Origin of the sequence: Pseudonocardia xinjiangensis (assembly GCF_012911925.1) — a bacterium.
GTDB lineage: Bacteria > Actinomycetota > Actinomycetes > Mycobacteriales > Pseudonocardiaceae > Pseudonocardia > Pseudonocardia xinjiangensis.
Genome location: NZ_JAAXKY010000056.1, coordinates 1 through 12,713 on the forward strand (window position 1 = coordinate 1; position 12,713 = coordinate 12,713).

Genomic DNA, 12,713 nt, shown 5'->3' on the forward strand with positions numbered 1-12,713 from the left:
GACAGCCCACCACCCCCACCACCCAGGCGACGGTGCAGACGCAGCCGAAGGGCGGGGTCGACCTCACCCTCAACAAGGTGCTGGCGGGCGCCGGGGCTGCGGCGACGAGCGCGGTGCTCGGGTCCTTCTTCGGCGCAGCGGGCACGGTGACCGGTGCCGCGCTCGGCTCGGTCGCGAGCACCGTGGCCGCCACCCTCTACCAGCAGTCACTTGACCGCACCCGGGACAAGATCGCAGCCCGCATCCGGTTCACCCGTGGCCGCGGCATGGACGCGGTGGAGGAGCGGGCCGCCGAGATCACCATGCCGATGCCGCGCATCTCGCCCGAGGCGCCCACCGCCCATCTCCGCGTCGGACCGGGCGTCCAGCCCGTCGTCCAACCCGTCGTGGCGGCGCGGTCCCCGCGGCACCGGTTCGTCCTCTGGACGGGGGCGACCGTGCTCGTCTTCGTGCTCGGCCTGCTCGCGATCACGGGGGTGGAGTGGGCGAAGGGATCCACCCTCACCTCGGGCCAGTCCGGGACGTCCGTCGGCCGGGTGATCGAGGGCAACCACGAGCCCCGGCACAAGGAGGAGCGGGTCGAGCCGACCCCGACGCCGGAGCCGACGCCCACCCCGACCACGAGCGCCGACCCCAGCACCGACCCGAGCAACGCTCCCGGCGCCGGTCAGGACAGCAGTGGCGCGAACTCCTCGAAGGACCCGGGCGACGGGGGCAGCGCCACCTCCCGCCCCGCCGAACCCGGCGGCGACTCCGGCGACCTCCGGGACGACGGCTCCGGGACCGGGGGCTCCGGAAACGGCGGAACCGGGAACGGCGGCTCCGGGACCGGGGGCTCGGGTACCGGTGGCTCGGGCACCGGCGGCTCGGCCAACGACGGCTCCGGGAACAACCGATCGGGCGGCGACAGCTCGGGCAACAACGGCGGCGCCGTCCCGACCCCGCTGGTCCCGGTACCCGGCGGCGAGAACAACTGACCGCTCCTCGCAGACCCCGCGGCCTCGTCGCAGAGGCTACGGAGTCTGCGAGGACGGCAGCCGGTCTGCGAGGACGGTCAGGCGCGGAGGCGGGCCGCCAGCGCGGCGGCGGCCGCTCGCGGGTCCTCGGCCTGCGTGATCGCCCGCACGACGACGACGCGGTCGGCACCGGCGGCCAGCACCTCGTCGAGCCGGGCCTCGTCGATGCCGCCGATGGCGAACCACGGCCGCGACGGCGACCGGCCAGCCACCGTCCGCACCAGATCGAGCCCCGGTGCCGGTCGGCCCGGCTTGGTCGGCGTTGGCCAGCACGGGCCGACGCAGAAGTAGTCCACGCCCGCCTCCTGTGCGGCCGTCGCGGTCTCGTCCGCACTGTGCGACGAACGCCCGACCACCACGTCGTCGCCCACGATCTTGCGGGCCCAGGCGACGGGCAGGTCGTCCTGGCCGAGGTGCAGCACATCGGCGCCCGCGGCGAGCGCCACGTCCGCCCGGTCGTTCACCGCGAGCAGCGCGCCGTGCCGGGCGCAGGCCTCGGCGAGCACCTCCAGCGCCGCGAGCTCCTCGCGGGCCTCCAGCGCGCCGTCGGCGCCCTTGTCGCGTAGCTGGACGATGTCGACACCACCCGAGAGCGCCGCGTCGGCGAACCGGGCGAGGTCGCCGGTGCGGCGCCGCGCGTCGGTGCAGAGGTAGAGGCGCGCGTCGGCCAACCGCGCGCGCAGGGCGTCTCCGTCGAATCCGGGCACGGTGACCGACCCTACGCGGCACCGGACGCGGCGCGTACTGTGAACCACAGGTGACGCACGGGAGCCCGGCAGCGGGCTGAGAGGGGATCCGGAGATCCCGACCGTCGAACCTGATCCGGGTCATGCCGGCGCAGGGAGCGGGGAGATGACGAACTCACGGTTGACGGTGATCGGCGCAGGGGTGATCGGCCTGTCCTGCGCCTGGCGGGCCGCGTCCGCCGGCCTGCAGGTCACGCTGCTCGACCCGGCGCCCGCCTCCGGGGCGTCCTGGGTGGCGGGCGGGATGCTCGCACCGGTCACCGAGGCGTGGCCGGGCGAGGAGGCGCTGCTGGAGCTCGGCGTGGAGTCCGTGCGCCGCTGGCCCGGCTTCGCCGAGGAGGTCGCCGCCGCCGCGGGCCGCCCCGCCGGGCTGCGCACCGAGGGCACCGTCGTGGTCGCCACCGGGGCAGGCGACCGCGCCGAGCTGGACACCCTTGCGGGCTACCTGGCGCGGCTCGGCCGTGCCGTCGAGCGGCTCTCCGGCCGCGAGCTGCGGCGCCTGGAGCCCGCGTTGGGACCGGACGTCCGCGGTGGCCTGTCGGTACCCGACGACCTCGCGGTCGACAACCGCATGTTGCTCGCCGCCCTGCGGGCCGCCGCCGAGCGCGCCGGGGCCGCCGTCGTCGAGAGCGCCGCACGGGCCGTCCTCGACGACGGGACGCGCGTCACGGGTGTGCGCACTGACGGGGCCGAGCTCCCGTCCGACCTCGTGCTCGTCAGCGCGGGCGCCCACTCCGCCGCGCTGCACCCGGTGCTGCGCGGGCTGGTGCGCCCGGTGAAGGGCGAGATCCTGCGGCTGGCCCACCGCGCAGGCGCGTTCCCGGCGCCGAGCCGCACCGTACGGGCGCTCGTGGACGGCCGTCCGGTCTACGCCGTGCCGCGCAACGGCGGCGGTCTCGTCATCGGGGCCACGCAGGCCGAGACCGGGTTCGACACCGAGGTCACCGTCGGCGGTGTGCGCGACCTGCTGCGCGACGCGGAGCGGGTGCTCCCGGGCATCGCCGAGTACGCACTGGCGGAGAGCGCGGCCGGGCTGCGGCCCGGCAGCCCGGACAACCTGCCGCTGGTCGGCGCCGTGGGGCCGGAGGGACTGCTCGTCGCCACCGGCCACCACCGCAACGGGATGCTGCTCGCCCCGGTCACAGCCGACGCCGTGCTTGCGCTCCTGCACGGCCGTCCCGTCCCCGAGTCGGTGCGTGCGGCCGACCCGCACCGATTCCGCGGAGCGCATCAGCACCCCGAGGAGGTAGCACGTGCACGTGTGGATCAACGGTGACCAGCGTGAGCTGGGCGCGGGCGCGAGCGTGCTCGACGCGCTCGCCGAGCTGGGCGCGCCGAGCAGTGGCGTGGCGGTCGCAGTGGACGGCGAGGTCGTGCCGCGGGCCGGTTGGGCGGACACTCGACTGGCCGACGGCGCCCGTATCGAGGTCCTGACGGCGGTGCAGGGAGGATGACGATGATCGGAGAGCCCGTGACACGCTCGGACGTCGACGGCGACGTCCTGGTGATCGGTGGACGGAAGATCCCGTCCCGGCTGATCATGGGGACCGGTGGTGCGGCCAACCTGGAGATCCTGGAACGCGCGCTCGTCGCATCCGGCACCTCTCTGACCACCGTGGCGATGCGGCGGATCGACGCGGCCACCGGCACGGGCGTGCTCGACCTGTTGCGTCGCCTGGGCATCGAGGTGCTGCCCAACACCGCGGGCTGCCGCACCGCGGCGGAGGCCGTGCTCACCGCGCGGCTGGCGCGGGAGGCGCTGGAGACCGACCTCGTGAAGCTCGAGGTGGTGGCCGACGAACGCACGCTCCTGCCCGACCCGATCGAGCTGCTGGACGCCGCGGAGCAACTCGTCGACGACGGCTTCACGGTGCTGCCCTACACCAACGACGACCCGGTGCTGGCACGCAAGCTGGAACAGGCGGGCTGCGCCGCGGTGATGCCGTTGGGTTCGCCGATCGGCACCGGGCTGGGCATCCGCAACCCGCACAACATCGAGATGATCGTGGCTGCCGCCTCGGTGCCGGTCGTGCTCGACGCCGGCATCGGCACGGCCTCGGAGGCCGCGCTGGCGATGGAGCTGGGCTGTGACGCCGTGCTGCTCGCCACGGCGGTCACGCGGGCAGGAGACCCGGAGCGGATGGCGCACGCGATGCGCCTGGCGGTGGAGGCGGGACGCGCCGCGCGGGGAGCGGGCCGCATCCCGCGGCGCTACTGGGCGCAGGCCTCCTCCCCGGACCCGGACGCCGGCTGAGGCCGTCACTCACTCCACGAAGCAGAACTCGTTGCCCTCGGGGTCGAGCATCACCTGGAACGAGCCGTGGGCGTCGGTGACCACATCTCCGCTGCGGGTGGCCCCCAGCCCCACGGCCTCGTCCGCGGCCGCCGCGACGGCAGGCCCGGACAGGTCGAGATGCAGCCGGTTCTTCGTGGCCTTGGCCTCCGGCACCGCCTGGAAGGCCAGCCGGGGCATGCCCGGCGGATCGACGTAGGACCAGCCGGGCTCCCGGTCCACAGGTTCTCCGCCGACCAGCGCGGCCCAGAACCGGACCAGCCGGGCCGGGTCGTGGCAGTCGATGACGATCTCGTCCAGCCGGGCGCGCACGCCGGCACGATAACGGCAGCGTGCGTCAGCCCTCGAGCATCGGCACGACCGCTTCCACGCCGGCGCGATGCCGCCGGGCGAGCTCCTGGTAGATGCCCGGGTTGCCCTCCACCCACCAGCGGGCCGACTGCGTCAGTGGGCCCTTCTCCCGGCCGACCGTGTCCAGCACGAGGGTCTCGTCGGGCACCACCGTGTTGGGCGCGACGGTGGCGCCCGCCCCCACGAGGCAGCGCGCCCCGATGCGGGCGCCGTCCTGGATGGTGGAGCCGTTGCCGATCAGCGCCTCGGGGCCGATCACGCACCCGTGCACCACGCAAAGATGCCCGATCGTCGCACCTGCGCCGACCTCCGTGATGGGATCATTGCCGCCGTGCAGCACACAGCCGTCCTGCACGTTCGCGCCCTCGCGGATGATGATGGGACCGAAGTCGGCGCGGAGCACCGCGTTGTACCAGATCGATGCGTGGGCCTCGACGCGCACATCGCCGACCAGCGTGGCGGTGGGGGCGATGAACGCGTCCGGGTGCACGGTCGGGGACAGGCCCTCGAAGGAGAACAGCGGCATGGCCCGCAGCGTGCCACCCGGGTGCGTCCGGCGCGTCGCTCGGTGGACCGTCTCCCTGCCGGGCACCGTGGTGGCCGACCGTGGGGAGGTGCTCGCCGATGATCGCACGACGTGGCCCGGTCCTGGCCGTCCTCGCGGTGGTGCTCGCCGGCTGCGGTGCCGAGTCCGGGCCGTCGGGTCCGCCGCCCGGCGCCGTGCTGCCCGAGCCCGTGCCCACCGTCCGGTCGACCCCACCGGCGGGCTCCACGGCCGGTGAGGCGGCCGCGGTGCCGGTCTACTACGTGGCGGACACCCCGGCCGGCCCGCGGTTGCAGCGGGAGTTCCACCGCGTCCCGTCGGACAACCGGGCGAGTGCCGCCGTGCGCGAGATGCTGGCCGAGCCCACCGGCACCGACCCCGACTACCACTCGTACTGGCCGTCCGGCACCACGTTGCGCACGCCCGTGCGCGTCGAGGACACCACGATCGTCGTGGACCTGGCGGGGGCCGACGGTGCTCCGCCGAGCCCCGAGCTCGCGGAGCTCACCGTGCAGCAGCTCGTGTTCACGGTGCAGGGCGCGCTGCAGTCCGCCGACCCGGTGCGGATCCTGGTGGACGGCAAGCCGGTGGCGCGCCTGTGGGGAACGGTGCCGACGGCCGAGCCGGTGCGCCGCGGCGACGACTACGCGCTCCGCTCCCTCGTCCAGATCGACGGGCCCGCCGACGGCGCGGTGGTCGGGCGCGAGGTCGAGGTGACCGGCGAGGCCGCGGTGTTCGAGGCGACGGTGCTGTGGCAGGTGCTGCGGGACGGCGCCGTGGTGCGGTCGGGCGTCACGAGCACCAGCGAGGGCCAGCGGTTCGCCCCGTTCGCCTTCACGGTGGCCCTGGCGCCCGGTGACTACGTCGTGCGGGTGCTGGAGGACGACGTGTCCGGCGGCGAGGGACGCCCCGTCCTGACCGACGACAAGTCGGTGACGGTCCGCGGATAGGGCCCCCGGCACGTCAGTCCGGTGGGGTCTTCGGGGTCTTCAGCCCCAGACTCCGCAGCTCCAGCGCCGCGAGCCCGTGCACGACGGCCCGGTCGTCGCGCCGCCAGGCCGCAGCGGGGTCGGGGGAGACCTTGAGCAGGCGCCGGACCGGCAGCCGGGTCATCGCGCGCAGGGCCAGGAGATCGGAGTCGACGGAGCGCACCGCCACGGCCGACCGGGCCGCCCGCGCGTACCGCAGGCGCAGCGGCAGCCACACGAACAGCACCGGCAGCGCCCCCAGCACCACGATCCCGACCGCCGTGCCGAGCGCGACGGTCGCGACCGTCTCCAGCTGCTCCCGGCCGGCCGTCGCCAGCGCGTCGCCCGCCCCGGTGCCGCCGCTCAGCCCGCGGGCGAGGTCGTCCCCGACGAACGGCACCTGCTGGGCGGTCCGCGCCGCCTCGTCGAAGGCGCCGCGGATGGTGCCCCCGGCGTCGACCATCGTCTGTGCGGGCCCCTGCAGGCCCAGGATGAGCTCGCGGGCCGCCTGCGCGGCCAGGACACACACCACCAGCCATCCGACTGCGAGCAGGTCCGCCAGCAGTTGGAGCACTACCCGCGCCGGACGTTCGGCGTAGAACCGCATGGCGGCGCAGCGTACGAGCCGCCCGTTCCGCGCCCCCCGGCGAGTCGCCCGTTTCCCGCACGCGAGTCGCCCGCCCTGGATGTGCGAGTCGCCCGCTCTGGGCGCGCGAGTCGCCCGTTTCCGGCTCGCGAGTCGCCCTTCCCCGCGGGCTCGGGGTGCGGGTCTCGACATGATCGTTCCGAGGTCGGCCCGTGCGTCCGCGTGAGGGCGTATCGGTGGATCTCGCGACGATCACTGCTCAGGCCGGCCCCAGAGGGCGGAGGAGCGCCGCTGGATGTCGGCGTAGGTGGGCGTGGCCGCGTCGAGCGGCCGGTCGTCGCGCACGGCCTCCGCGGCCGCGACCGCGGCTCCCACGGCCGCCCGGAACAGCAACGAGCCCGTGCTGATGCGCCGTACCCCCAGGGCCGCCAGCTCGCGCACGCTGGTGCGGCCGGGGAGGTGCAGCAGGTTCACGGGCCGGTCCACTCCGGCGACGAGGGCGCGGACGTCGTCCGGGGCGGCGAGCCCCGGCACGAACACGCCGTCGGCGCCGGCCCCGGCATAAGCCCGACCCCGCCGCACCGCCTCGTGGACCGGGGCCGCCGGATCGAACCAGTGCGTGTCGGTGCGCGCGTTGAGGAACAGGCCGGGAGCCCGCTGCTTGACGGCCTGCAGCAGCCGCACCTGCGTACTGACGTCGACCAGGACGTCCCCCGGTCTGCCGTCCTCGAGGTTGATCCCGGCGACTCCGATCGAGGCCAGTTCGGCGGCCAGGTCCGCCACCTCGGACGGGTCGTCGCTGAACCCTGCTTCGAGGTCCACGGTGACGGGCACGGGCAGCGCCACCAGTCTCCGGGCCAGCGTGAGCGTCTCGGTGCGCGCGAGGCCTGCCGCGTCGGGCAGCCCGTGAGCCGCGGCGACGCCGAGGCTGGTCGTGCCGACGGCCGCGAACCCGGCCTCGGCGAGCGCAGCGGCCGAGGCGACGTCCCAGGCGTTGGGCAACAGCAGCGGGTCAGCGCCATGGTGCAGGTCGTGGAACCTCGTCATGCGGGCACGGTAGGACGCCCTCGGTTCGGCGGCCGCCGAAACGTCGGCGCGGCAGGATCGGGGGATGACGACCGGTGCCGCTCTCGCCGACCTCGCCGCGTTGCTCGCCGACCGGACGCGCGCGCAGTTCTGTCTCGCGCTGCTGGACGGGCGGGCATGGACGGCCGGGGAGCTGGCCGCGCTCGCCGGCGTGGCCCCCTCCACGGCCAGCGAGCACCTCGGGCGCCTCGTGGCGGGCGGCCTGCTGGTGGAGCGCCGCCAGGGCAGGCACCGGTACGTCCAGCTCGCCGCCCCGGAGGTGGCGCAGCTCCTGGAGGACCTGGGCGCTCACGCCGCCCCGCGGGGAGCGGAGCCGGTCGGCCTGCGAGCGGTGGCGACGACGGCCGCCCTCGCCTGGGGCCGAACCTGTTACGACCACCTCGCCGGGCGGCTCGGGGTGGCGATCACCAGCGCGCTCGGCGAGCGCGGACTTCTCGATCTCACCGGCGGGTTCGCCCTCACTACGGACGGGATGGCCTGGTTCCGTGCCGAGCTGGGCTTCGTGCCGGTCCCATCACGTCGTCCGGTCGCGCGTGCGTGCCTCGACTGGACCGAGCGGCGGTCCCACCTGGCGGGGCAGGCCGGCGCCCACCTGCGATCCAGGATGCAGCACAACGGCTGGATCGCGGGCAGGGGCGATGGGCGCGCCGTCCGGCTGACCCCGTCGGGTACGCGTGCGCTGTCCGACCTGCTCGGCGTCACGCTCCCCACCGCCGCGACACCAACCTGATGGACAGGCCGCGCGGTCAGACGTGGATGGGTCCCTGGCGCTCGGCCAGGCGGGAACCGGCGCCGCCCCAGTGCAGGGCGATCATCTCCGCGGCGATCGACACGGCCGTCTCCTCCGGGGTGCGGGCCCCCAGGTCGAGCCCGATGGGCGACGACATGCGCTCGATCTCGGCCTCGGTCACCCCGACCTCACGCAGGCGCTCCAGCCGGTCCTCGTGCGTGCGCCGCGAGCCCATCGCCCCGATGTAGCCGACCTCCGGCAGCCGCAGGGCCACCTCGAGCAGCGGCACGTCGAACTTCGGGTCGTGGGTGAGGACGCACAGCGCGGTCCTGGCGTCGATCCGCCCGGCCTCCGCCTCGGCGGCGAGGTAGCGGTGCGGCCACTCCACGACGACCTCGTTGGCACCGGGGAAGCGCGACGCCGTGGCGAAGACGGGACGCGCGTCGCACACGGTGACCCGGAAGCCGAGGAAGCTGCCGATCTTCGCGACCGCGGCCGCGAAGTCGATCGCACCGAAGACGATCATCCGGGGCGGCGGGGCGAACGACTCGACGAACACGTCGAGGCCCTCGCCGCGACGCTGCCCGTCGACGCCGTAGTGCAGCATCGCGTTGCGCCCCGCGTCGAGCAGCCCGCGCGCGTCGTCGCGGATGGCGTCGTCGAGCCGGGCGGAGCCGGTGCCGCCGTCGGTTCGGTCGGGCCACACGATCAGCCGGGTGCCGAGCCGCTCGGCGGGGCCGGACACCACGGTGGCCACCGCGACCGGCGACTCGTCGCGGATCGCCTCGGCCACCGCGCCCAGCTGTGCGTACTGCTCGGGGTCGACCTTCTCCACGAAGATGTCGATGATCCCGCCGCACGTGAGCCCGACGGCGAAGGCGTCGTCGTCGGACACGCCGTAGCGCTGCAGGATGGGCCGCCCGTCGGACAGCACCTGCTGCCCGAGCTCGTAGACCGCGCCCTCGACGCAGCCGCCGGAGACGCTGCCGACCGCTTCGCCACCCGGCCCGACCAGCATCGACGCGCCAGGCTGACGTGGAGCGGAACTGTACGTCCCGACCACGGTGGCGAGCGCTGCCGGCTCGCCCTTGTCCCACCAGTCTTCGAGCTGGCGAACTACGTCACGCATTGCGAACCACCTCGAGCAGTTGTTGCAGAGTGGCGAGGCTGTGCCCGGCCAACAGATCGTCCAAGTACGGAAGGGCCGCGACTATTCCGCCCTGTACCGGCGCGTAGCCCTCCTTGCCCGCGTGGGGGTTCACCCAGACCAACCGGTGGGCGAGCCTGCGCAGCCGCGCCATCTGCTGGGAGAGCAGCTCCGTGCCGCCGCGTTCCCAGCCGTCGGAGAAGACCACGACGACGGCGCGCCTGGCCGCACCGCGCTGCCCCCACCGGTCGACGAACGCCTGCAGCACCTCGCCGAGGCGGGTGCCGCCCGACCAGTCGGGGATCGCCTTGCCCGTGGCGGCCAGTGCGCGTTCGGCGTCGCGCATCTGCAGCTCCCGGGTGACGCGGGTGAGCCGGGTGCCGAGGGTGAACACCTCCACGGCGCCGGGTGACCGCCGCACGACGACGTGGGCGAAGCGGAGCAGCGCGTCGGCGTAGGGCTCCATGGAACCCGAGACGTCGACGAGCAGCACGATCTTGCGAGGCCGCCGGGAATGGTCGCGACGGCGCAGCTCGCGCAGCTCACCCTGGTTGTGCAGGGTGGCGCGCAGGGTGGCCCGGGCGTCGGTGCCGCCGTGCCGGGACGGTCGCATCCGGCGGGACCTGCGCCGCGGCAGCTCGGGCTGCAGCAGGGCCAGCAGCGTGCGCAGGTGTTCGCGCTCGGCCGGTGTGAGCTCGGCGAGGTCGCGGTTGCGCAGTACCTCGGCACCACTGGCGCGGGCCCGGATCTGTGGCTCCTGCCCGTCGTCGTCGCTCTCACCGTCGGTGTTGTCCGGGGTGAGTGCGGCGAGCGTGGGCGGTGGCGGCTTGCGGTGGTCGGTGATGTCGGTGCGGCCCCCCGGCGGCGGGGTGAACCAGTCCTCGAACGCGCGGTCGTAGCGCGGCAGGTCGTCGGGGTCGGAGCAGAGGGTGAGCCGACCGGCCCAGTAGGTCTGCGTCCGGCTGGTGACGTCGAGCGCGTCGAGCGCGGCGAGGAACGCGGCCACCCGGTCGGTGGTGATCGCGAGCCCCGCGTTGCGGAGCACGACCGTGAAACCCACCAGACCCGGGACCGGGTCGTCGGTCGGCGCTGGCGTGGACGCGGTCATGGCTCAGGAGGCGAGCAGGGTGTCGAGCTGCTTGCGGACGCGGTCGGCGTCCTCGCGGTACTTGAGGACGGCGCCGAGCGTGGCGGCGGCGCTGTCGACGTCGAGGTGCCGGGCGCCGACGAGCTGCAGGGCGCGGGCCCAGTCGATCGTCTCGGCCACCCCGGGCGGCTTGAGCAGGTCGGCCCGGCGCAGCTGCTGGACCGCCCCTGCCACCTGCGCGGCGAGCCGCTCGGGCAGGCCGGGTAGCCGGGAGTGCAGGATCTCGATCTCGCGCTGCAGATCGGGGTGGTCGAGCCAGATGTAGAGGCAGCGCCGCTTGAGTGCGTCGTGCACCTCGCGCGTGCGGTTGGACGTGAGGACGACCACCGGCGGCACCTTCGCCCTGACCTCGCCGATCTCGGGAATGGTGACGGCGTGTTCGGTGAGCACCTCGAGCAGGAATGCCTCGAACTCGTCGTCGGCGCGGTCGATCTCGTCGATCAGCAACACGCTCGGAGTGGTCTGCAGAGCGCGCAGGATCGGCCGGGCGAGCAGGAAGCGCGGGTCGTACAGGGATGCCTCCACCGCGTCGGCGTCGAGCGTCTCACCGGTCGCGCTCGCCGCGGCCTCGAGTGCGCGCAGGTGCAGCAACTGACGGGGGAAGTCCCAGTCGTACAGGGCCTGGGCCGCGTCGATGCCCTCGTGGCACTGCAACCGGATGAGCTCGGCTCCGAACACCTGCGCGAGCGCATGGGCCAGTGCGGTCTTGCCGGTACCCGGCTCGCCTTCGCAGAACAGGGGCCGGTTCATCTGCACGGCCAGGAACGCGGCCGTGGCGATGCCGTCGTCTGCGAGGTAGCCGGTGGTGCGCAGGGCAGCCGCCAGCTCGGTGGGGGAACCCGTGGCGTTCGGGCGATCGGTCACGGATCCAGCATGACTGAACCGGGGAGCCCTAGCCACCGCGGGTGAGGACACGCGAGCCCCGGCGGGGGTGGATCCGGCCGAGTTGCGGGACCTTCGCTACTCGCTGTGACCGGCCGATCTACTGCCGAACCAACAATACTTCCGGTTTGATTGTAATCGATCCGCCGTGATGCGCCCGTAATCGATTGGTGCTCTGACCTGCAGAGATATGGATATTGCCCCCCGTGTCCGTTGCTTCTCGTGACCTCGGTCACCCATCTGGGGTTTGACGATTTCCCGAGGGTGCCTCGTAACGTCTACGGCCGGTCGTTCCGAGAGGGCCGATCGGAATACATCCGGAGCTGTCGCACCAGGGTCCTGTCCCGCGGTTCCGGTCCGTCGAGATGGAGACGGGACAGGGCCGAGGACGCCATTTCGGAGAAGTCGCCCCAGGCTTTGACGAGATGGCAGGGAGCTGCTCGCCGGGTCGAACCCCCTGCCCGCTGACGAGCACGTTCTCCTCGATGGTGCGAATGGAGAACAAAGAAATGACTTCTCGACCTGTTTCCCGCAAGGGCCGAAGTCTCCTGCGTCTGGCTCTCGCCGGCGCAGTCGCGGTTGGTGTCCCGTTCGCTGTTGCAGGCACCGCCAATGCCGCCCCCGACTCCGCCTGGGACAAGCTTGCCCAGTGTGAGAGTGGCGGTAACTGGAAGATCAACACCGGAAACGGCTACTACGGTGGCCTGCAGTTCAATCCCACGACCTGGCGGGCCTACGGTGGCGCGGGTATGCCGCACCAGGCGAGCCGGCAGCAGCAGATTGCTGTCGCTGAGCGGGTGCTGGCGGCGCAGGGCTGGAACGCATGGCCGTCCTGCTCGCGCAAGACCGGTGTGCGCGGCAACGCCTCCCAGATCCGGGTCTCCGAGCCCATTGCCGTGAAGGCCCCGGCAAAGGCGGCGGCTCCGGCGAAGGCCAAGGCGAAGGCACAGGCCAAGGCGCCGGCACGGGTGGAAAGGGTCGCGGCCCCGCACCTCGCCAAGAACGGCGCGGACTACACCGTCGTCAAGGGCGACACGCTCAGCAAGATCGCCGCGGAGCGTCGCCTTCCCGGCGGCTGGCACGCACTGTTCGACCGCAACACCGACGTTCTGCACAACCCGAACGTCCTGCGGATCGGCCAGCAGCTCGACCTGCACTGATGCGCCCGTGCGTGGGTACGGAGCGGCTCTGCGCGGCTCCGTACCCACGCGCGGCCA

General features: G+C 73.7%; 15 protein-coding genes and 1 riboswitch. Of the genes, 7 read left to right on the plus strand and 8 right to left on the minus strand.

The features are described from left to right. A partial coding sequence (locus HF577_RS17880; RefSeq protein WP_169397021.1) for a hypothetical protein occupies nt 1–977 on the plus strand: 977 nt, incomplete at its 5' end. 77 nt (nt 978–1,054) lie between these two features. On the opposite strand, the gene thiE is transcribed toward HF577_RS17880, so the two are convergent. Continuing rightward, nucleotides 1,055–1,723, minus strand: coding sequence for a thiamine phosphate synthase (thiE, locus tag HF577_RS17885; protein ID WP_169397022.1), 669 nt, complete (start codon nt 1,721–1,723; stop codon nt 1,055–1,057). A gap of 47 nt (nt 1,724–1,770) precedes the next feature. Continuing rightward, a riboswitch (TPP riboswitch) is annotated at nt 1,771–1,877 on the plus strand. Here thiE and thiO point away from each other — a divergent pair. From thiO to thiG, 3 genes are all read left to right on the plus strand, one after another. Beyond that, nucleotides 1,869–3,038, plus strand: coding sequence for a glycine oxidase ThiO (gene thiO / locus HF577_RS17890; RefSeq protein ID WP_169397023.1), 1,170 nt, complete (start codon nt 1,869–1,871; stop codon nt 3,036–3,038). (Overlaps the previous riboswitch by 9 nt.) After that, nucleotides 3,016–3,216: a sulfur carrier protein ThiS gene (gene thiS, locus HF577_RS17895; protein WP_169397024.1), complete on the plus strand. Its 201-nt coding sequence runs from the start codon at nt 3,016–3,018 to the stop codon at nt 3,214–3,216. Before thiO ends, thiS begins: the two co-directional genes overlap by 23 nt. 2 nt (nt 3,217–3,218) lie before the next feature. Then, complete coding sequence (gene thiG / locus HF577_RS17900; protein WP_169397025.1) at nt 3,219–4,016, plus strand: thiazole synthase; 798 nt, start codon at nt 3,219–3,221, stop codon at nt 4,014–4,016. Between the two features lie 9 nt (nt 4,017–4,025). Here thiG and HF577_RS17905 read toward each other — a convergent pair whose 3' ends face one another. After that, the gene (locus tag HF577_RS17905; RefSeq protein WP_169397026.1) at nt 4,026–4,367 is read right to left on the minus strand and encodes a VOC family protein; all 342 of its coding nucleotides are present in this window, start codon (nt 4,365–4,367) and stop codon (nt 4,026–4,028) included. A 25-nt stretch (nt 4,368–4,392) separates the two neighbouring features. Continuing rightward, nucleotides 4,393–4,932 carry a gamma carbonic anhydrase family protein gene (locus HF577_RS17910; protein WP_169397027.1) on the minus strand — a complete coding sequence of 180 codons (540 nt, stop codon included), beginning with the start codon at nt 4,930–4,932 and terminating at the stop codon, nt 4,393–4,395. A 98-nt stretch (nt 4,933–5,030) separates the two neighbouring features. Here HF577_RS17910 and HF577_RS17915 point away from each other — a divergent pair, with 98 nt between their 5' ends. After that, nucleotides 5,031–5,900, plus strand: coding sequence for a GerMN domain-containing protein (locus tag HF577_RS17915; protein WP_169397028.1), 870 nt, complete (start codon nt 5,031–5,033; stop codon nt 5,898–5,900). Between the two features lie 13 nt (nt 5,901–5,913). Here HF577_RS17915 and HF577_RS17920 read toward each other — a convergent pair whose 3' ends face one another. Beyond that, on the minus strand, nt 5,914–6,525 hold the full coding sequence (locus HF577_RS17920; RefSeq protein ID WP_169397029.1) for a hypothetical protein: 612 nt from the start codon (nt 6,523–6,525) through the stop codon (nt 5,914–5,916). Nucleotides 6,526–6,756: 231 nt separating this feature from the next. After that, entirely contained in the window at nt 6,757–7,551 is a 795-nt protein-coding gene (locus HF577_RS17925) for an isocitrate lyase/PEP mutase family protein (RefSeq protein ID WP_169397030.1), read from the minus strand. Nucleotides 7,552–7,615: 64 nt separating this feature from the next. Here HF577_RS17925 and HF577_RS17930 point away from each other — a divergent pair, with 64 nt between their 5' ends. Next, complete coding sequence (locus HF577_RS17930; protein ID WP_169397031.1) at nt 7,616–8,320, plus strand: ArsR/SmtB family transcription factor; 705 nt, start codon at nt 7,616–7,618, stop codon at nt 8,318–8,320. A 16-nt stretch (nt 8,321–8,336) separates the two neighbouring features. Here HF577_RS17930 and HF577_RS17935 read toward each other — a convergent pair whose 3' ends face one another. From HF577_RS17935 to HF577_RS17945, 3 genes are read right to left on the minus strand one after another with little or no spacing between them, the layout of a single operon-like run. Beyond that, on the minus strand, nt 8,337–9,449 hold the full coding sequence (locus HF577_RS17935) for an XdhC family protein (protein ID WP_169397032.1): 1,113 nt from the start codon (nt 9,447–9,449) through the stop codon (nt 8,337–8,339). Next, entirely contained in the window at nt 9,442–10,575 is a 1,134-nt protein-coding gene (locus HF577_RS17940) for a vWA domain-containing protein (protein WP_169397033.1), read from the minus strand. Before HF577_RS17940 ends, HF577_RS17935 begins: the two co-directional genes overlap by 8 nt. A 3-nt stretch (nt 10,576–10,578) precedes the next feature. Further along, nucleotides 10,579–11,478 (minus strand): AAA family ATPase, encoded by a 900-nt coding sequence (locus tag HF577_RS17945; RefSeq protein WP_169397034.1) that lies wholly within the window; start codon nt 11,476–11,478, stop codon nt 10,579–10,581. A gap of 503 nt (nt 11,479–11,981) precedes the next feature. On the opposite strand from HF577_RS17945, the gene HF577_RS17950 reads away from it, so the two are divergent. Next, nucleotides 11,982–12,656 (plus strand): LysM peptidoglycan-binding domain-containing protein, encoded by a 675-nt coding sequence (locus tag HF577_RS17950; RefSeq protein ID WP_246266543.1) that lies wholly within the window; start codon nt 11,982–11,984, stop codon nt 12,654–12,656. The last annotated feature ends 57 nt before the right edge of the window (nt 12,657–12,713 follow it).

What these genes read in the sequence shown, in the direction of transcription:
- HF577_RS17930 (WP_169397031.1), top strand. Translation starts at nt 7,616, where the DNA reads ATGACGACCGGTGCCGCTCTCGCCGACCTCGCCGCGTTGCTCGCCGAC.
- HF577_RS17935 (WP_169397032.1), bottom strand. Translation starts at nt 9,449, where the DNA reads ATGCGTGACGTAGTTCGCCAGCTCGAAGACTGGTGGGACAAGGGCGAG.
- HF577_RS17920 (WP_169397029.1), bottom strand. Translation starts at nt 6,525, where the DNA reads ATGCGGTTCTACGCCGAACGTCCGGCGCGGGTAGTGCTCCAACTGCTG.
- thiG (WP_169397025.1), top strand. Translation starts at nt 3,219, where the DNA reads ATGATCGGAGAGCCCGTGACACGCTCGGACGTCGACGGCGACGTCCTG.
- HF577_RS17925 (WP_169397030.1), bottom strand. Translation starts at nt 7,551, where the DNA reads ATGACGAGGTTCCACGACCTGCACCATGGCGCTGACCCGCTGCTGTTG.
- HF577_RS17950 (WP_246266543.1), top strand. Translation starts at nt 11,982, where the DNA reads ATGGTGCGAATGGAGAACAAAGAAATGACTTCTCGACCTGTTTCCCGC.
- thiO (WP_169397023.1), top strand. Translation starts at nt 1,869, where the DNA reads ATGACGAACTCACGGTTGACGGTGATCGGCGCAGGGGTGATCGGCCTG.
- HF577_RS17915 (WP_169397028.1), top strand. Translation starts at nt 5,031, where the DNA reads ATGATCGCACGACGTGGCCCGGTCCTGGCCGTCCTCGCGGTGGTGCTC.
- HF577_RS17940 (WP_169397033.1), bottom strand. Translation starts at nt 10,575, where the DNA reads ATGACCGCGTCCACGCCAGCGCCGACCGACGACCCGGTCCCGGGTCTG.
- HF577_RS17910 (WP_169397027.1), bottom strand. Translation starts at nt 4,932, where the DNA reads ATGCCGCTGTTCTCCTTCGAGGGCCTGTCCCCGACCGTGCACCCGGAC.